Below are 19527 nucleotides of genomic sequence, written 5' to 3'. Positions count from 1 at the left end.
TGCATAGGATAGTAACTTAAAAAAATTCTGACTGGACATCGGGGCATGATATACTTCAGATCAAAACACAAGGGATGCTCTTTTAAATGCATTTAGTCCAAAAAGATATGATAGGAGTAAAAATTATCAAGTTTCACAATGTCCAGATGGAATAATTTTGAGGACATCGGATCCGCAATGGTCTTCTTCTGATTTGACATATATAGATGCACGATTTGGTGCGATGAAAAGCGATAAACGAGAATTATTGCTAAAACCAATTATTGCAGCTTTTAATGCAAATGCTGCTCCAATTAATCTTGATATGAATGCATAAAGAATTAGTACATCTGAACAATTATAAATAATATCCAAATCATAAAAAATAATGGTTATGGATATTATTTTTTTCGATATAAGTTTAAGTAAATTCTCGTTGAAAGCAAAATATTCTCTTTCAGAGACCAGCTATTTACCTGCCAAAGAAAGAGATATAGAAACAATATTTTCTATGGGAAATGGCTATATAGGCACAAGAAACAGTCTTGAAGAGCTTTATCCCCAAAGTTCACCGGGGAGTTTTCTAGCAGGGTTTTATGAAAAAGATATTTTTAATGATTTTAATATTTTAGTTAAAATTCCGGATTGGACAAGCATAAAAATCTTTGTAGAAGATGAAAAGGTTGATTTAATTAATAATAAAACTATTTTTCATAGGAGATATATTGATTTAAATAACGGATGCACGGTCAGGGAATGGCAATGCGTTGATAAGATCGGAAGAATTTCCAGTATTAAAATAATTAAATTTATATCTGTTTCTAATAAACATGAATTAGGTAAATGTCTTCTTATCAGGCCTGAAAATTACACCGGAAATTTAAGGGTATTATCGGGAATTGACTGCAATACAGCAGATTTTAATTATTTAATTAATCAAAATATATCTACTGACTCTTATTCATCAGTGTTGATGAAGTCAAAAACCAGTAATAAAGAATTAATTATGCTTCAAAAAAGTAATTTGAGCTGTATTGACGATGTTGTCTACAAAAATACAAATACTAATAATCAGATTATAAATAATTTCAGCGGAAGCTTTGAAGAGTTTAAGTGGTTGGCTGAAGCAGGAAAAATTTATTGTGTAAAAGCCATAACAACGGCCTACAGTAATATGGACACACAAAATTTAAAAGAATCGGCAGAAAAAAATATTATAGAGCTAGGTCAGGATTTTTTTGAAACAAGCGCAAAAAAACATGTTGAAAAATGGAGAACAAGATTTGCTGAATCAAATGTAAAAATTTCCGGCAATGAATGTGACCAAAAATTTATTGATTTTGCACTTTATCACTTGATTATTTCAGGTGAATTCAGCGGAGATAAGTATTCAATTCCTGCAAGAAATCTTTCAGGCGAAGCCTATAAAGGTCATGTTTTCTGGGATACTGAAATGTTTCTCTTGCCGTTTTTTACTTACACAAAGCCTGAAATCGCCAAAAAATTACTTTTGTACAGATATAATACGCTTGATGGTGCAAGAGAGCATGCGACCGAGACTGGATTTAAAGGGGCATCTTTTGCCTGGGAATCGACAGATTCAGGTCGTGAAATGACTCCGTCTCATGTAATACTTCCAAATGGTGATGCTGTTTTTATTTTATCGGGTCAATATGAAAATCATCTTTCGTCTGATATTGCCTATGCTATCTGGAAATACTGGCAAGCGACAGAGGATAAAGAGTTTTTGGTAAATCATGGTGCTGAAATTGTATTTGAAACAGCAAGGTTTAGCGAAAGTTTGTTAAGGTTGGAAGATGAGGGTCTTTATCATATTCCAACAGTTATAGGACCTGATGAATATCACGAAAAAGTTGATGATAACGCTTATACGAATTATTTAATTCAAAATAACTTCGAAATTGCAATTAAAATTTATGATTTTCTGGAAAATAGTTTTAACGAAGAACTCTTACTTCTTAAGAAAAAAATTAAACTTAAAAATTCAGAGATTAAAAACTGGAAAAAATATAAAGATAAAATATATACAGGTTTTGACCAAAAGACAGGGATATTTGAGCAGTTTAAAGGGTTCTATGATTTGGAATATATAGACTTAAAACAGTTTGAACCCAGATCTGTGCCTATGGACATAATTTTAGGTTCAGAAAAAATAAAAAATACACAGGTAATAAAGCAGGCAGATGTTTTAATGTTTTTATATCTTTTTGGAGAAAACTTTTCAAGGGATATAATTCTTGCAAATTACGAATTTTACGAGCCAAAAACAGGTCATGGAAGTTCTTTAAGTCCGAGTATTCATAGTTTAGTAGCAGCAAGACTTGGAAAAACAGAGGATGCTTACAACTATTTTGTTAAAAATGCACGAATTGACCTTGATGATCAATTTGGTAATTCCGCAGGTGGAATACATATAGCCTCGCAAGGTGGTATTTGGATGTCTGTTGTTATGGGCTTTGCAGGGATGTACCCGACTGACAAGGGTTTAATTTTTGATCCTCACTTGCCTGAAGCATGGGAAAATCTTGAATTCTCTGTTAAATGGCTGGGACACGATTTGAATATTAAGTTAAACAAAGAAGAAATAACTTTCTTTCTTTCAGAAAGCAATAATGAGAGTTCATTCTCTACTAACAAAACTATTTTTGTCAGTTTAGGACAAAACAACTGGAAAAAATTAAATATAAATACAAGTTATTATGGAGTTCAGTTAAGCTATAACAACTGGAACTGGAAGGATTAAGAACATGAAAAAGATTTTATTGCCTTTGGATGGTTCAGAGGCTTCGCTAAAAGCATTTATACCGGCAAAAAGTCTTGCAGAATTGCTTGAGACAACTCTTTGTATTCTTCATATATCAGAGGAAAAAATTGATTCAAATTCGTTTTTAGAAAAAATTGGAATAAATAAAGAAGATTTAGGTTGCTATATTTTTAGCCAAAAAACCGGTGATCCGGCTGAAGTAATTCTTCTTGAAAGCGAGCATGCAGATTATATAGTCATGGGTACACATGGTAAAACTTGTGATAAAACACAAAAGGCAGGTTCAGTTGCCATAAAAGTTGTTGAAAATACTAGTAAACCGGTTTTGTTAATAAAACCTGATATTGAAATGACTTTACAAGAAGATAAGTGGATTCCCAAAAGAGCACTGATTCCTCTGAATGGCGCCCCGAATTCCGCACAGGCGCTTGTTCCGGTAATGAATATACTTGTAAAAACCACTGCGGAGATTGATTTAGTTCATATATCAAGTCATAAAGCCGAATTAATAAAAGAAGAAGGTGCTTTTACAGCGCCTTATTACGAAGATTATCCGCAACATGAATGGAGTTCCTGGTCAAAAGAATTTATGAGAAGATTTTGTCCTATATTGCATAATCATAATCACATAAATCTTAAATTATCTCTTTTTCATGGCAACCCTGCGGATGAAATTTTGAATTTTGCCAAAGAAAATAATAATGATTTAATAGCACTAGCCTGGCATGGAATTTTGTCACATCTTAAAGCTTCTATATTAAAAAGAGTTCTATCTGAATGTAATTGCCCTATAATGCTTATAAAGATTAAACTATAATTTTTATTAATATATTCCTTTTTCGTTTAATTGCTTAATAACAATGTCCGGATTAGCAAGAATTTTACGAGAAACATTCTTAATAAGCACATCGTGTGGAATAGGAAAGTCCAAAGGAACATGATTTTTCCCATTAGTAGGGGCGTAATAGTCAAGAAGGTTTTCTGCAGCTTCACGGCTAAGACCTTTATCAACTAGTGTAACTACAGCCTCTTTACCAAGTTCACACTTAGAACACCCAAAAGAAGGGTTGTGAAATCTTACTGACATTAACATAATTTTTTTCCCTTTCGTTTTTTTAAAAAACTAAATTACTTTCATATTTATATAAATCTCGTAAATAAAAAAATTGCTAAATTCACATTGAAATCGCAACACTTTGTTACAATTCTATTTAGAATTCAGCGTAAAACAAAAGGGTTGTTTTTACCTTTTTTCTATAAACGAGCGAAAAATCAACAATAAATGTTTATTTCTCAAGCAGTTTATCAAGCTCTCCCGAGTCGTTTAATGCCTTTAAATCAGTATATCCTCCTATAGAAACATCATTTATGAAAATTTGGGGAACCGTATTTCTCCCGTTTGCAATTTTTTCGAGTTTTTCTCTCATCTCATCTTCATTATCGGTAATATCTATATCTTCAAAATCAACACCTTTTTGATTAAGCAGAGCTTTCGCTTTTTTGCAGTAAGGACAGTAATCAACTGTATAAGCCACGACTTTTGCCATATTTATACCCCCGAGGATTCAAAATCTTTAATTCTGCTGCTTATAACTTTTCTAAAAACAGAAAGATAACCTTCAGTCATTCTTTCAGCAGAAAAATTATCTTCGACATGTTTTCTGCAAGCTTTTCTGTCTATTTTTTCTATATCTTTAACCCTTTTTATAAGCGATTTAATATTATTTTCAACATACCCTGAAACTTTATTTTTTATAACCTCAGGAATAGACCCCTGATTTAGTGCAAGAACAGGTGTCCCGCACGCCATGGATTCTGCCATTACCAGACCGAACGGCTCCGGCCATGTTACAGGATGAACAGTCATAAAAGCATTTTTAAGCAATTTAACTTTATCATCATGACCGAGTTCACCGATATAAACAATTTGTTTGTTGTCTATTAAATGTTTAACATCTTTTTCATAATATTTTCTGTCAGCCACATCAATTTTGCCTGCAATAATAAGCTTATGTCCTGTTTCTTTTGCTAATTGAATAGCAAGATGAACTCCTTTTTCTTCAGAAAGCCTGCCTAAAAATGCAATATATTTATCATTATTGTCAGTTTTGTCTTGATAAGTGTATTTTTCTATCTGTATACCGTTGTATACCGTAGAAATATAATTAAGTTCCGGTGCGCCGTCTCTTTGGGAGTCGCTTATCGAAATAAAAGGACTATCTTTGTATTTCATGCAAAAACTGATGTCTTCTTTGTTAATAAATGCGCCATGTATTGTATTAACTACAGGAATGCCCAGAAGTCCGCTAAAAGGAATAAAGGACGGTCCAAGATGGTTATGAACAATATCAAAATTGTCTTTCATTTCAATTAATTTTGCCATTGCCATACTTTCATAACAGGAAACATTTAAATAACCTGATTCCCTCATTGGTTTATCAATAATGGCTTCTAAGTTTGCAGAAGTTTTTGAATCACCCGAAGCAAATAACGTTACTTCATGCCCTCTTCTGGAAAGCTCTTCACATAAAATATATACAACCAGCTCCGTCCCACCGTATTTTTTAGGTGGAACTGTTTCCCATAAAGGGGCAAATTGAGCGATTCTCATTTAAATAACCTCCTAAATCATCACTAATCGACCTTTTTTTCAGTCGTCATAATAAAATTAGCACCAGTATTTAAACGCAACAATTACCCATTAGTAGGGATAGTCGAATAAATTTATTAAGCCTAATATCTATAAATTATTTTCTTTCGATTATTTCAATGGAAAATCCGTCAGGATCTTCCACAAAAGCTATCTTTAGTCCTTTTTTAATTTCAAAAGGAGAGATAGTATAAACAAGCCCGTTTTTGTTAAGGACTTCTGTGAATTTGTCCATATTATCCGTATCAAAAGCCAGATGACCGAAGTAATTTCCATGATTATATCCGCCTTCAGGCAGTTTATGATTATAAGTAAGTTCTATTGTGCAGCATTCTTGCTCATCAGAAATAAAATATAAAGTCGCATCTTCCAATTCCATAGTTTTAAGTAATTTTAAGCCTAAAACTTCTTTGTAAAAATTCAGTGAATTATCGATATTTTTAACTCTTATCATTGTATGAGAAAATTTCATTTTAAATTCTCCTTAAATTAAATTACAAAACTATTTTAACCGAAATTTTTATTTAATTTACCTATTTTATATTAAAATAAATTTATTAGCTTACAGGAAAAAAATATGCTTAAAAATACGTTGAAATTTACAAAAATGAACGGGCTTGGAAACGATTTTATCATAGTTGACGGCAAAGAAGTTTCTGAAAAGAAGTTGCAGTACGATATACTCGCAAAAAAAATGTGTGACAGGAACTTTGGTGTCGGTGCAGACGGATTAATAATTGTAAATCCGCTTGATGTAATAGCAAATACCGATACTAGCTGGAGAATTATAAATTCTGACGGCTCAGAACCTCAGATGTGCGGTAACGGAATCAGATGTTTCGCAAAATACGTTTATGAAAAAGGCATCATAGACAAGAAAAAATTCACAGTTTGGACACTTGCAGGAACAATTACTCCGGAAATTCTTGATAATGGCGAAGTAAAAGTTGATATGGGCAAGCCGATTCTCGAAGCGGCAAAAATTCCCGTAATAACAGAAGAATTAGATTGCGTTATAAACTATCCTCTTGAAATTGATGAAAATGAATTTAATATCACGGCAGTAAGTATGGGAAATCCTCATTGCGTTATATTTACGGATAACGATACTGCTTTGCTTGCAAGAAAATTCGGCTCAAAAATCGAAACTCATCCGATGTTTCCGGAAAAAACAAATGTGGAATTTGTAAAAATTCTTTCAAGAAATAATATTAAAATTGACGTTTGGGAAAGAGGCTGCGGAATCACTTTAGCCTGCGGAACAGGTGCATGTGCTTCAACAGTGGCAGCAATTCTTAATGATTTGACTGATTACACGGTAAAAGCAGATTTGCCCGGCGGAAGTTTGACTATAGAGTGGAATAAAGACCAGCAAGATGCAAGCGTTTTTATGACAGGAAAAAGTGAATTTGTGTTTGAAGGTGAGTATATTTTATAATCCTCAATAAATTAGGTATTCACAAAAAAAATTTTTTTATGATAATATAAAAACTTGAGTAATATAATGGAGGTATAAACGGCTTTGCGTAAATACGAATTGCTATGCATTCTGAAAACAGGATTTGATATAGAATCATCTGACCAAATTATTGTAAATATTGAAAATGCAATCAATGGCTTTGAAGGCAAAATTTTTAGCACTAACAAAATTGGACGCAAAAAACTTGCTTATGACATCAACAAAAATAGAGATGCATTTTATGTAGCTTTTGATTTGGAAATTGCACCTAAAAAAATCGTTGAATTAAAAAGATATTTAAAATTAAACGAATCAGTGTTAAGAAGTTTTGCTACAGTAAAAGTGGAAGCTAAAACAAAGGCAGTTTCACAGACAGCTTTGTCAGCAAATTAAACTTTTGCCCCAATTTTATTTTATATTTAATTGGGTACACATAAATAAATGGAGAAAACTTTATGAGCAGCCTTAGCAAAATTGTTATAACAGGAAAAGTTGTCAGAAATCCCGAAAAGAGATTTACAGGCAATAATCTACCTATAACTTCATTTACATTAAACATTGGCGCTGAAAATGAAGAAAAATTAATAAGAGTTTTTGCGGTAGGAAAATTAGGTGAAACTGCTGATAATACTGTAAAAAAAGATCAGGATGTTGTAGTTGAAGGAAAATTACAAACAGCTACACTGAAAACTGAAGCAGGCGTCGAGAAAAAAATAGTAGAAATTAATGCGCAGGGCATAGAAATAATTGGAACTTCAATTCGGCAAGAAAGTGCAAAATCAGATACAAATGACTTTGATTTTGATGATTCTGTCAGCGCTGATGAGTTAATCGGAGAAGATGAAATTCCGTTTTAAACCTGATAACAAGTAAATGTACTAATACAATTCACATAAATAAGGAAATATAAAGAATGAACCCAAGAGACAGAAGAAAATTTAAACCTTGCAGTTTTTGCGCAGACAAAATCGATGATCTTGATTACAAAGATACGATCAGAATAAAAAGATATTTAACCGAAAGAGGAAAAATTATTCCTAGAAGAATTACCGGAAATTGCTCTTATCACCAGAGAATGTTAGCGCAAGCTGTTAAAAAAGCAAGAGAAACAGCTTTAATTGCGTATATTTTCGAAGGTTAGTTGTATTGACCTATAAAAAAGAGTATACTCAGTTAGAATTTGTTTTCATGACTGAGGCAAATTTTTTATAAACAATAATAAATACCTCAAAACTGGAATCTTAGCCAAGAATAGAAAACTATATAAAAAATAGTTATGAACAATCCGTATGAAAATCAGGGTTTTGATCCTGAAATAACAATTAAAGATTGTGAAAAAAAGATTCAGGAAAATCCTCAAGACACTGGATCTTATTTTGTATTAGGAAATATACTGACTCTCGAAAAAAAATACAACGAGTCTATAGAAATATATAAAAAACTCCTTGAGATAGAACCTGAAAATACAGATGCTCTGGTCAGTCTCGGGAGTCTTTTGTTTTTAATCGGAGAATTATCCGAATCTGAAAAAACTCTAAACAAAGCCGCAAACATAGAACCTGATAATTCGCTGGTATTTTTAAATCTGGCAGGGCTTTTCGCTAAAAAACACAATTATACAAACGCTATAATTAATTATAAAAAAGCAATAAAAATTGATCCGAAAAATCCTGAAATCTATTCAGGACTCGGTATTATTTTTCAGGAACTGCAAAAATATGAGGATGCTATAGACAGCTATAAAAAAGCGATAAAAATTAATCCGAAAAATCCTGAATATTTTATAAATTTAGCAAGTGTTTATGAAGAAACTTACGAATTAGACAAAGCAATAAATAATTATCTTACAGCAGTAAATCTAAATAAAAATGATTATAAGTCCCTTGTTTGTATTGCGAATTCATATTCTGAGTTGAAAAAATTTGAAGAAGCTTTTAGTTATTATGAAAAAGCGATAGATATTGCTCCGAATTATTATAAAATATTCTTGTGCTATGGAATTTCTAAATCAGAATCAGGAAAGACCGCAGAAGCTATTAATTATTATAAAGAAGCAATAATTCTTAATCCGAATGATATAAAAACATATATTATTCTTGCAAACACTTTAGCTGAAGAAAATCACTACGAAGAAGCAATAAAAAATTACGAAAAAGCGATAGAAATCGACAATACAAGCACAATAGCACATCTTGCGCTTGGAAATACACTGACTTTAACAAATGATCTCGAAAATGCAATAAACCACTACCGAATTGCACTTAAACTTGAGCCGGAAAATCAAGAAATTAATCTTTTGTATGCAGAAGCAATTGAAGAATATACAAAAAATGCCATAAAACATTTAGATGAAGCGGATAAAGAGCAGAGCAACGAAAATGAGATTACCCCCTCTGAAATTCCGCTCAAAACAAATAATCAGGGAGAGGAGCAAGACACATGAGCGGATATAAAGGGAGTATTCCTAAAAAACAATATATTGATATGCCTGAGAGAATATTAAGCAGTTTATCGTACTTAACAAGCGGAATGGTAGGATTTGTCTGGTTAATAATTACTCATTTGCGAGGCAAATCATTGTCTTCTTTTGCAAGATTTCATATTTTTCAATCAATTTTTCTTTCTATAATAATTTATGTTGCAAGTATATTGCTGAATATAATTGCATCAGTAGTGCAGATTATTCCGTTTTTTGGCACTCTGGTTATGAATATTATTTATTATCTGGTTCAATATCCGCTGCCTTTACCGGGCGGACAGTCAATAGTCGGTTTAGCTTTAATTATTTTTTATTTTTACCTTGCATTTTACGCCTTTACCGGCAGATATGGAAGAATTCCATGGATTTCCGATATGGTCAAACAAATGGTGTAAAATATTAAAACTTGAGTAAATCCATATAAATCTGTTAAAATAGTTTTGTGAAAAATACTTTACTGGAAAGGTTATTACTATGGCAAGAATTGTAAGACCTGTTTGGGCTATAAGATGCGTTCAGTCCTCCTGCAAAACCCTGTTTGAAGTTATTGTACTTGAAGAAGGGAAACAACAGGAAGTTGTGTGTCCCGGCTGCGGTGAACATTATGTATATCCGCCACCAAAAGATCAGACAAACGGATAATACAAACAGCAAAAATATTTGTTTAAAACCTGCTCCCTCTTAAGAAAGAGGGGGCTATGGTTTTATCTGATTACTCAATATTTAAATAAAATATAGAAAGAAAAGCGTTTTATTTGGAATTTTTTAAAGACTCTGATAAAAGATATTATCAATATAGCCGACATCTAAAAGAATTATTTAACTGCAAAGTGTATAAAGTAACTTTAGATGCAGGGTTTAGCTGCCCAAATCGAGACGGAACAACATCATCGGGCGGATGTATTTTTTGTGAAGACGGAGGGTCGTTTTCTCAAGCTCACTGCGGCAAGCTTTCAATAAACGAACAACTTAATACAAGTATAAAAAAATTATCTGAAAGATTTGGCGCAAAAAAATTTATTTCTTATTTTCAAGCCTACAGTAACACTTATGCACCTGTAGAAAAATTAAAATCACTCTATGACGAAGCTGTTTCACATCCTGAAGTTGTGGGACTTTCTATTGGAACACGTCCTGATTGTGTAGATGAAGAAAAAATAAGATTAATAAATTCATATACAAAAACTCATCATGTTTGGGTGGAATATGGCTTGCAGTCAATACACAATAAGACTTTAAAACTCATAAACAGGGGGCATTCTGCTGAAGATTTTATAAAAGCAGTAGAACTTACACGAAAATACGGAGAAAATATAAAAATTTGCACTCACGTAATAATTGGACTTCCTTCTGAGACAAGAGAAGAAATGCTTGAAACAGCAAAAGTGCTTGCATCTTTGGGTATAGATGGAATAAAAATACATCTTTTATGTGCCTTAAAAGATACAGAGCTTGAACAAATGTATATTAGGGGAGAATTTAATCCGATTTCTGCCGAGGAATATATTGATATTGTTTGCGATTATTTGGAAATATTACCTCAAAAAACTGTAATACACAGACTTGCAGGAAATGGATTAAAAAAAATTCTTGTTGCACCGAAATGGCTGCCGGAAAAGTTCAAAGTTTTAAACCTTATCGACAGGGAATTAGAAAGACGCGGAACTTTTCAGTCATCAAAGTTTAGTAGCTATAGTGCTCTGAAAAAGTAATTAAGAAATGAAATATTTTTTGCGAAAGCACTATAGCTTTTAGGAGTGATGCTTTTCAGGAAAATCCGGCTTTGCCGGTTTTACTGAAAACAAACTCGTTTCAGTATAATAAATTATATTTTTAAGTTATGATTTTAATTATTTAAAATTTTAATATTTTTTATAAAGCTGGAGGAAATAGTTATGCATTTACAATTTTATCTGGATATTCTTGTCAAATGGGCTTTAACGAGCGGACTTAAAATTATATTTATAGCTGTTTTAATGATTATTGCCTTAAAACTTGTAGACAACTTTACAGAAAAACTTATAAAAAACTTTGTGAGTTCTAATTGCGGCTCAGAGTTGGAAAAAAGAATCCATACATTGCGTACAATGACTAAATCAATTCTGGATGTTTTGATTTTATCTGTAGGAACGATGATAATTCTTGAAAAACTGGGTATTAACATAGGTCCGATGCTCGCAGCAGCGGGAGTTGTAGGATTAGCTGTCGGTTTTGGTTCGCAACGTCTTGTTGAGGATATTATAAGCGGATTTATAATACTTGTTGGCGATCAGATTCGAGTTGGTGATGTTATAAAAATAGGAGACAAAAGCGGTCTTGTCGAAAAAGTTGACTTAAAAATGGTTGTTTTAAGAGATATAGAAGGCAATGTTCATTTTATTAGAAACGGCAAAATAGATATAATTACGAACATGACAAAAGATTATTCTTATTCTGTTTTTGATATAGGTGTAAGTTCGAAAGAAAATGTCGATAATGTTATTGAAATTATAAAAACTATAGGAGAAGATTTACAAAATAATTCTCAACATAAACATGATATTTTAGAGCCAATAGAAATTTTCGGTCTGGAAAAATTTAATGATTCGGCAATAATAATCAAATCAAGGATAAAAACCAAACCTATCAAACAATGGGCGGTGGCAAGAGAATTTAATCTCAGGCTGAAAAGAAAATTTGACGAACTAAATATACAGATTCCGTAGTATTATTCTTTTCTGAAAAATTAAATCCTACGATATTCTTTGATTTTTAGTCTTATTGGAATTATTATTATACTTATAGTCAAGTTTTTGGTAAATTATTTATATTCACCAAGTTTTTTGTTTTTAAACAATATTAAAAGGCAGAGATCAATATTTAAAACTATAATCGAAATAAATGAGATTATGAGAAGAGTGCAGAAATATTAAAGTAAGGAAGATTTTCAAATGACAGATAAAAACCATATTTCTAAATTAAGAAATATAGCAATAATAGCACACGTAGATCATGGCAAAACAACTCTAGTTGATTGTATGCTGAAGCAAAGCGGAGTTTTTCGCGACAATGAAGTTGTGCAGGAAAGAGTTATGGATTCAAATGACCTCGAAAGAGAAAGAGGCATAACAATTCTTTCAAAAAATTTATGTATTAACTATGGCGACTACATAATAAACGTTGTAGATACTCCGGGACACGCTGATTTTGGCGGAGAAGTAGAACGTGTACTCAGTATGGTAGACGGAGCTTTGCTTATTGTTGATGCAGCAGAAGGCCCGATGCCTCAAACACGTTTTGTTCTATCAAAAGCTCTTGAATTAGGACTGAAAATGATTGTGGTAATAAATAAAATAGACAGACAGGGAGCAGATCCGCATGCCGCTCTCGATAAAGTATTTGAACTTTTCCTTGAATTAACCGACAAAGAAGAGCATCACGATTTCCCTGTGGTTTATACCAATGCGCTTACAGGTGTTGCAAAAAATGAAATCGATGAAGAAAGTGACAGCTTTAAACCTTTATTTGATGCAGTTATTGACAATATAAAGCCGCCCAAAGGCAAAATTAACAGCAATTTGCAATTTCATGTAACAACTCTGGATTACAGTGAATATTTAGGTAGAATAGCCATCGGCAGAATAGTAAACGGCAAAATTGAAAATAACCAGCAGGCAAGCCTTATTACCAGAGACGGCAATATTGTAAGAAACAGGGTATCAAAAATTATAGGATTTGAAGGGCTTGAAAGAACGTATCTTGATGCTGCTTATGCGGGAGATATTATCGGTATAGCAGGGTTCCCCGATATTCAAATCGGTGAAACAGTTTCTTCTATAGAAAGTCCTGAAGCTCTACCGCTCATTAATGTAGATGAACCAACTTTAAAAATGAATTTTTCCGTTAATGATTCACCATTCGCAGGACAGGAAGGGAAATTTGTTACTTCACGTCAGGTAAGAAAAAGACTTTATCAAGAATTAGAAAAGAATGTAAGTTTAAGAGTTGAAGACACTGACAGTACTGAAATTTTTAAAGTTAGCGGAAGAGGTGAGCTTCACCTCGGAATACTTATTGAAACCATGAGACGTGAAGGCTATGAGTTTCAAGTAAGTAAACCTGAAGTAATTTTTAAAAACATTAACGGTCAAGAACATGAGCCTTTTGAAAGTTTATTAATCGACGTACCTGACGAATTTACAGGAAGTTGTATTGAAAAACTGGCATGGCGCAAGGCAGAAATGCTTGACATGGTTTCTAACGGAATACGTACAAATATGAATTTTGTTATTCCTGCAAGAGGTTTAATAGGTTTTAGAAACGAATTTATCAGAATGACCCGAGGCGAAGGCATTATGTATCATAACTTTGATTCATACAAACCGCTTGTCGGAGATATTCAAAAGCAAAGAAACGGTTCACTAATTGCATTTGAGACAGGTGAAGCAATTCCCTACGCTTTGCAGCAGTTTGAAGACAGAGGAGTTTTCTTTGTAACCCCTAAAACAAAAGTTTATCGCGGAATGGTTGTGGGAGAACATAACAGACCACAGGATATTCTGGTTAATGTTTGTAAAACAAAAAAACTTACAAACATGCGTAGTGCTACGGCTGATGTAATGGTAACTCTTTCAACTCCAAGACAATTATCGCTCGAAGACTGTCTTGAATACATAGGCGAAGACGAATTACTGGAAATCACACCTGAGAACATCCGCATACGTAAAGCAGACTGGGTTAAGTTAAGATAAATCTTTATTAGTGTAGTTTTATTGCAAAAAAAAATCCTCCTGATTAGGAGGATAAAACACACACAACACATATACCTACAATTAATATTAACTAAACTTTTTTATTTATCCCAGAAAGCCTTAAGAGCAACCTGTGGTTTCGGGATATTCATTGTTCTTTTTAAATCAGAGTGGACTTTATAAGACATTGCCATCATATTAATATTTTTCCACATATCTTCAGGGCTTATTTTTACTTCATCGAATTTATTTGTTTGGATAGTTGCATATTGTAGAACTAAAGCTTTATCAACTATGTCTTTTGCTCCTATCGCCATCTTCTTGTCCTTTGTTTTCGGGGGTTACGCTGTTCTCTATATATATATAAAAAAAAAATATTGCCGTCATATTCAATATATAAGAAAAACGTTACAATACTTAATGATTCTTTCATAAATTATATACTTAAAATCAACTCTAAAAGCGTCTTAATTGACGCTTTTTCTTGTGTGTGGTTTAGTTTTATAATAAAGAATTATTTATATTTGAGTTAAATATTTATGAGCGAAGACTATTTAAACACAAGGGATGTTAACCCTGAAGACGCCACTCCAATGGTAAAACAATACCTTGATATAAAAAAAGACAATCAGGGCGTGATATTGTTTTATCGGATGGGGGATTTTTATGAAATGTTCTTCGAAGATGCAGTTATAGCTGCAAAAGATCTTGAGCTTACTTTAACCGGAAGAGAAGGCGGAAAACTGGGAAGGATTCCTATGGCAGGAGTTCCCCAAAAAGCAGCTGATAATTACATTGCAAAGCTTCTTGAAAAAGGTCATAAAGTTGCAATTTGCGAACAAATGGAAGATGCTTCTCTGGCTAAAGGGCTTGTAGAACGACAAGTAGTAAGAACCATAACGGCAGGCACTATTACAGAAACGAATCTTTTGGATGCTTCAAAAAATAATTATCTGGCTTCTGTGTTCAAAGCTAAAAATGATAATTTTTACGGTTTAGCCTATATTGATATTTCAACAGGCGAATTTAGAATCTCGAAGCTCACTTATAATAGTCTTTTAGCCGAATTAAACAGGATTTCTCCTTCAGAAATAATAGGTGTGGTCGGTAAAAAACAGTTAAAACCATTTCAGATTGTCCCTGAAGAAACTTTAGATTTGCCCGAAGAAATTACTCATAATTATAACTGTACAATAAGACCTACACTGGCTTTTTCTACAGAAAATGCACTTGAAAAAATTAAACAAATATTTGATGTTAATTCGCTTGAAGGATTCGGTTTTCCTGAATATACGCAGGGATTGGTTGCAGCAGGTGCAATTATTGATTATCTTCAAGAAACTCAAAAAACCGACCTGCCTAAATTTGATGTGATTATTCCGTACAATATGGACGAATTTGTTTCGATAGATGCTAATGCGGCGAGAAATCTTGAACTTGTCCAGACAGTTAGAGATAATAATTACAAAGGAAGCCTGTTTTGGGCAATAAACAGAACAAAAACCAATATGGGTGCAAGACTTCTCAGAAAATGGATACAGCAGCCTTTACAAAATATTTTAGAAATAAAAAAACGACAGGAAGCTAATGAAGAACTTATTGAAAATTCAAAAACAAGATTTGAATTAAGCTCTCTGCTAGACAAAGTATATGATATTGAAAGGCTGGCAACAAAAATAAGTAATAATTCAGCGAATGGGCGTGATTTTATTGCTTTAAGAGATTCGTTGAAGTTATTTCCCGAATTTGGAAAAATTTTGTTTAATATGAAATCTCCTCTTCTAAATCAATTTTCGCAAATTAATCAGGAAATTACAGATTTTGCATGTATTATTGAAAAAACCATAGACGAAGCTGCACCTGTCGGTATTAAAGAAGGAAATCTTATTAAATCATGCGTGAATAAAGATTTAGACTATTTAAAATCTCTTCTGGGAAACGGTAAAGAATGGTTGGCTGATTTTGAAAATAACGAAAGAGAAAGAACAGGAATAAAATCTCTTAAAGTAGGATTTAGCAAAACTTTCGGGTTTTTTATCGAAGTTACACATTCAAATACAAGTCTTGTTCCTGAAAATTACATCAGAAAACAAACTCTTTCTAATGCCGAAAGATACATCACTCCTGAGCTTAAGAAGCATGAAGAAGAAATTTTAAGCGCGGAAACAAAATCAATAGGCTTAGAGTACCAAATATATTGCAATTTTAGGGAATATTCAAAAGAAATTGTTAACCCTATCAGGGATTTGGCAAAATCAACGGCTGTACTTGACGTATTACTGTCTTTTGCAGAAGTTGCTTCAGAATTAAACTATATTAAGCCGGAAATTAATGAGTCAACAAGCATTTTAATCAAGGACGGACGCCATCCTGTTATTGAGCAGCTTTTGCCTTTAGGCAGCTATGTGCCGAATGATTTGTGTATAAGAGGCAATAATGATTTGATTTCTTCTGTTGATGATAATTTACCCGTTCTTATGATTTTAACAGGTCCGAATATGGCAGGTAAATCAACATTTATGCGCCAAAATGCACTTATCTTAATCCTTGCTCAAATAGGAAGTTATGTTCCTGCTTCTCATGCGCAGATTGGTATTGTTGACAAAATATTTACCAGAGTTGGAGGTGTTGATGATCTTTCAACGGGGCAATCAACATTTATGGTGGAGATGAACGAAACTTCATATATTCTAAATTCCGCAACAGAAAGAAGTTTTATACTTCTTGATGAAATTGGAAGGGGTACAGGGACTTATGACGGTGTAGCTATTGCTTGGAGCGTTGCTGAGTACATTTCTCAAAAGATTAAAGCAAGGACAATATTTGCTACTCATTATCATGAACTTAATGTAATGTGTGAAAAATTCCCTGAAATAAAAAATTATAGAATGACAATCTCCGAAAAAGAAGGCGAACTTGAGTTTATCAGGCGTGTTGTAGAGGGTGGAGCAAGCAAAAGCTATGGTATTCATGTAGCAAAGATGGCGGGGCTACCTGATTCTGTAGTTAATAGGGCTCAAAACCTTATGAACAGGATGCAAAAAGATTATTCTGCAAAAATTTCGTCCAAGAAAAAAAGTTTTGATGAACCTGATGTGGATACACCTCAGTTATCGCTGTTTGTAGAGTAATTAAAAATATATTTTGTTTTATTTATATTCAGAAAAAAACTTTTTTTTAAGTTGATTAAATTCAGGTTTATCTTTAGTGTATCTGGTTTCTCTGTGCTTTATTATTCCTTCTGCCGGTAAATAGAAATAATATTGATTATTCTTATCTTTAACAACAACTTTCATCGGTTTTCCGTCAGTTCCTATTTCTTTGTAGCCGTTTTCAGTTACTATATATTCTTTTACTACTTTACCGTTTAATACATCTTTATAACTGCCATTCTCTGTTATTGTTCGTTCTTTTATAACGGTACCATCGGATAATACATCTTTATAACCGCCATTTTCCGTTATTATATGTTCTTTAACAACAGTACCATCAATTAATACATCTTTATAACCGCCGTTTCTGGTTTCTATTCTATTCGGTGTGTGAGTTTCAGACAAAGGAAAAAATTTATAACCTGATTTTAGTAGTGTTCCATTATTTGTAATTACAAATTTACTGTTATACTTATCGTAGTTCGAATGATAAACGGTTATAACGGTTGTTCTTGTCGGATCCATAACTACAAACAATGATTTGCCTTCATTTCCTTTTGCAAGGACTACAACACGAGTATTTGTTTTTTCGTAATAAGCTTTACCATCTTTAATTCCTTTTTTTATATCTTCTAAACTGATATTTCTTTCTTTCATACGTTCTTTTGCATGGTTTGTGAATTTTAGGTTGTCAACATTAACAAGCTGGGTTCCAAAAGAAATTGTTTTAGTTGTGTTGATTGGATTATTTTGCTTTTGCGAAATATATGGTGAAATAAATCTAATTTGCCCTAATATCATATTTTTGTCCCATATTTCCATAATTATTGTTATTTACATGTAAATTAACTACTGTGAATAAAAAAATTGCGCAAAAAAGTGTTAGTTTAAAGTTATATTAAGATAAGTTTTTGTAATCAAAAAAGCCTCTTATGCTAAAATAGCACTGTAGGTAATAAATACGGATAAGTAACTTAAAAATTGTACATATTATATAACATAGCAGTAATATTTCTCTCAATCCTTTTTAGCCCGCTAATTCTGGCTGCTTTTTTAATAAAACCCAAATTCAGAGCTGGTTTTTGGAATAAATTAGGGTTTTATGCCAATATAAAAGAAAATAAAATCACAAAGCAGTCTATATGGTTCCACGCTGTGTCAGTTGGCGAAGTTAACGCAGTAGAAGCACTGGTAAAAAAAGCAAAAATCGAATTTCCTGAATACAATATAGCAGTTACTACCGTAACAAAAACCGGACAGCAGGTAGCTCAAAATAAATTAAAAAATGTTGCTGACATAATTTCATATTTTCCTTATGACAATAAATTTTCAGTAAATGCAGCAATTAATGCCTTAAATCCTAAAATCGTAGTTATTGCCGAAACTGAAATTTGGCCTGCTTTTTGTCATGAAGTTAACAAAAAAAACATCCCTCTTCTTCTTGTAAACGGTAGAATTTCTCCTAATTCCTACAAAGGTTACAAAAAAATCAGATTTTTCTTTAAAAAAGTTTTGAAAAATTTTTCTCTTATACTCATGCAAAGCGATGACGATAAAAACAGAATTATAGATATAGGTGCTTCTTCAAATAATGTCGAAGTTATGGGGAATTTAAAATTTGATATTGCAAATATACTAACTAAAGATGAAATCAAGGAACTTAAATACTCAATAAAATCAAGCGATTACAATATTTTAATTGCAGGCAGTACACATAAAGGCGAAGATGAAACAATTATTAACGTTTATAAAAGGCTTAAAATCGAAATTAAAGATCTTAAATTATTAATTGCACCCAGACATCCAGAAAGAAACGATCAGGTATTAAAATTGATTTGTGCAACAGGCTTCAAAATTGGTTTAAGGAGCAAGCAAAGTCATTTTAAAAATACAGATATAATTTTGCTGGATACAATGGGAGAGTTGAGCAAACTTTATTCTGTGGCAAAAATTGCATTTATAGGCGGAAGTTTTTCAGGCACAGGCGGACATAATCCTTTAGAAGCTGCTATTTACGGTATTCCTGTTGTTTCAGGTGCGGATGTTTTTAATTTCAAGGATATTTTTAAATTTATGGCTGATAACAAATCAGCCACCATTGTAAATAATGAAGATGAACTTTCGGTAAATATAAGAGAATTGTTTAAAAATAAAGAAAAATACTCAGCAGCAAGCGAAGCTTGTTTAAGTATTTTTGAGCAAAACAAAGGCGCACTTGATTTTGCTGTTGAAAAGTTTAGAAGTTATTTATAACAAAGCAAAGAGGCTGATTGTAAAACCAGCCTCTTTGCCA

Annotated in this window: 21 protein-coding genes; 15 read left to right on the top strand and 6 right to left on the bottom strand. The window is 32.6% G+C overall.

The window, feature by feature from the left end:
• Positions 1-157: 157 nt before the first annotated feature.
• From WCG23_03195 to WCG23_03185, 3 genes are all read left to right on the top strand, one after another.
• Positions 158-316, top strand: coding sequence for a hypothetical protein (locus WCG23_03195; protein MEI8388872.1), 159 nt, complete (start codon positions 158-160; stop codon positions 314-316).
• Positions 317-415: 99 nt separating this feature from the next.
• Complete coding sequence (locus WCG23_03190) at positions 416-2743, top strand: glycosyl hydrolase family 65 protein (protein MEI8388871.1); 2328 nt, start codon at positions 416-418, stop codon at positions 2741-2743.
• A 4-nt stretch (positions 2744-2747) separates the two neighbouring features.
• On the top strand, positions 2748-3581 hold the full coding sequence (locus WCG23_03185; GenBank protein ID MEI8388870.1) for a universal stress protein: 834 nt from the start codon (positions 2748-2750) through the stop codon (positions 3579-3581).
• 6 nt (positions 3582-3587) lie between these two features.
• Here the strand turns inward: WCG23_03185 and WCG23_03180 are convergent, their stop codons facing one another.
• The 4 genes from WCG23_03180 to WCG23_03165 form a co-directional block, all read right to left on the bottom strand.
• Positions 3588-3857, bottom strand: coding sequence for a hypothetical protein (locus WCG23_03180; protein MEI8388869.1), 270 nt, complete (start codon positions 3855-3857; stop codon positions 3588-3590).
• Between the two features lie 193 nt (positions 3858-4050).
• Positions 4051-4311 (bottom strand): glutaredoxin 3, encoded by a 261-nt coding sequence (grxC, locus tag WCG23_03175; protein ID MEI8388868.1) that lies wholly within the window; start codon positions 4309-4311, stop codon positions 4051-4053.
• Between the two features lie 2 nt (positions 4312-4313).
• Positions 4314-5375 carry a glycosyltransferase family 4 protein gene (locus tag WCG23_03170; protein MEI8388867.1) on the bottom strand — a complete coding sequence of 354 codons (1062 nt, stop codon included), beginning with the start codon at positions 5373-5375 and terminating at the stop codon, positions 4314-4316.
• A gap of 136 nt (positions 5376-5511) precedes the next feature.
• Positions 5512-5886, bottom strand: coding sequence for a VOC family protein (locus WCG23_03165; GenBank protein ID MEI8388866.1), 375 nt, complete (start codon positions 5884-5886; stop codon positions 5512-5514).
• Between the two features lie 105 nt (positions 5887-5991).
• Between WCG23_03165 and dapF the strand changes: the two genes are divergently transcribed.
• The 10 genes from dapF to typA all read left to right on the top strand — a co-directional run bounded on the left by dapF (position 5992) and on the right by typA (position 14082).
• Positions 5992-6852 (top strand): diaminopimelate epimerase, encoded by an 861-nt coding sequence (gene dapF / locus WCG23_03160; GenBank protein ID MEI8388865.1) that lies wholly within the window; start codon positions 5992-5994, stop codon positions 6850-6852.
• 84 nt (positions 6853-6936) lie between these two features.
• A complete protein-coding gene (rpsF, locus tag WCG23_03155; protein MEI8388864.1) occupies positions 6937-7266 on the top strand; it encodes a 30S ribosomal protein S6 in 330 nt (109 codons plus the stop codon).
• Between the two features lie 62 nt (positions 7267-7328).
• Entirely contained in the window at positions 7329-7730 is a 402-nt protein-coding gene (locus tag WCG23_03150; GenBank protein ID MEI8388863.1) for a single-stranded DNA-binding protein, read from the top strand.
• A 56-nt stretch (positions 7731-7786) separates the two neighbouring features.
• Complete coding sequence (rpsR, locus tag WCG23_03145; protein ID MEI8388862.1) at positions 7787-8014, top strand: 30S ribosomal protein S18; 228 nt, start codon at positions 7787-7789, stop codon at positions 8012-8014.
• Positions 8015-8149: 135 nt separating this feature from the next.
• The gene (locus tag WCG23_03140) at positions 8150-9316 is read left to right on the top strand and encodes a tetratricopeptide repeat protein (protein MEI8388861.1); all 1167 of its coding nucleotides are present in this window, start codon (positions 8150-8152) and stop codon (positions 9314-9316) included.
• Complete coding sequence (locus WCG23_03135) at positions 9313-9747, top strand: hypothetical protein (protein MEI8388860.1); 435 nt, start codon at positions 9313-9315, stop codon at positions 9745-9747. The genes WCG23_03140 and WCG23_03135 overlap by 4 nt, the downstream gene beginning before the upstream one ends.
• Before the next feature lie 79 nt (positions 9748-9826).
• A complete protein-coding gene (locus tag WCG23_03130) occupies positions 9827-9994 on the top strand; it encodes a hypothetical protein (GenBank protein ID MEI8388859.1) in 168 nt (55 codons plus the stop codon).
• Between the two features lie 113 nt (positions 9995-10107).
• A complete protein-coding gene (locus WCG23_03125) occupies positions 10108-11064 on the top strand; it encodes a TIGR01212 family radical SAM protein (GenBank protein MEI8388858.1) in 957 nt (318 codons plus the stop codon).
• 183 nt (positions 11065-11247) lie between these two features.
• Positions 11248-12057, top strand: a complete 810-nt coding sequence (locus WCG23_03120) for a mechanosensitive ion channel family protein (GenBank protein MEI8388857.1) — start codon at positions 11248-11250, stop codon at positions 12055-12057.
• 225 nt (positions 12058-12282) lie between these two features.
• Positions 12283-14082 carry a translational GTPase TypA gene (typA, locus tag WCG23_03115; GenBank protein MEI8388856.1) on the top strand — a complete coding sequence of 600 codons (1800 nt, stop codon included), beginning with the start codon at positions 12283-12285 and terminating at the stop codon, positions 14080-14082.
• Positions 14083-14183: 101 nt separating this feature from the next.
• Here the strand turns inward: typA and WCG23_03110 are convergent, their stop codons facing one another.
• Entirely contained in the window at positions 14184-14399 is a 216-nt protein-coding gene (locus WCG23_03110; protein ID MEI8388855.1) for a hypothetical protein, read from the bottom strand.
• A gap of 222 nt (positions 14400-14621) precedes the next feature.
• Here WCG23_03110 and mutS point away from each other — a divergent pair, with 222 nt between their 5' ends.
• Positions 14622-17213: a DNA mismatch repair protein MutS gene (mutS, locus tag WCG23_03105; protein ID MEI8388854.1), complete on the top strand. Its 2592-nt coding sequence runs from the start codon at positions 14622-14624 to the stop codon at positions 17211-17213.
• A gap of 18 nt (positions 17214-17231) precedes the next feature.
• Here the strand turns inward: mutS and WCG23_03100 are convergent, their stop codons facing one another.
• Positions 17232-18035, bottom strand: a complete 804-nt coding sequence (locus WCG23_03100; GenBank protein ID MEI8388853.1) for a DUF4258 domain-containing protein — start codon at positions 18033-18035, stop codon at positions 17232-17234.
• Positions 18036-18215: 180 nt separating this feature from the next.
• Here WCG23_03100 and WCG23_03095 point away from each other — a divergent pair, with 180 nt between their 5' ends.
• Positions 18216-19487 carry a 3-deoxy-D-manno-octulosonic acid transferase gene (locus WCG23_03095; GenBank protein ID MEI8388852.1) on the top strand — a complete coding sequence of 424 codons (1272 nt, stop codon included), beginning with the start codon at positions 18216-18218 and terminating at the stop codon, positions 19485-19487.
• Positions 19488-19527 lie beyond the last annotated feature (40 nt).

This window comes from bacterium (genome assembly GCA_037147175.1).
Classification (GTDB): domain Bacteria; phylum Cyanobacteriota; class Vampirovibrionia; order Gastranaerophilales; family UBA9971; genus UBA9971.
This window is presented reverse-complemented; position numbering and strand designations above follow the sequence as displayed.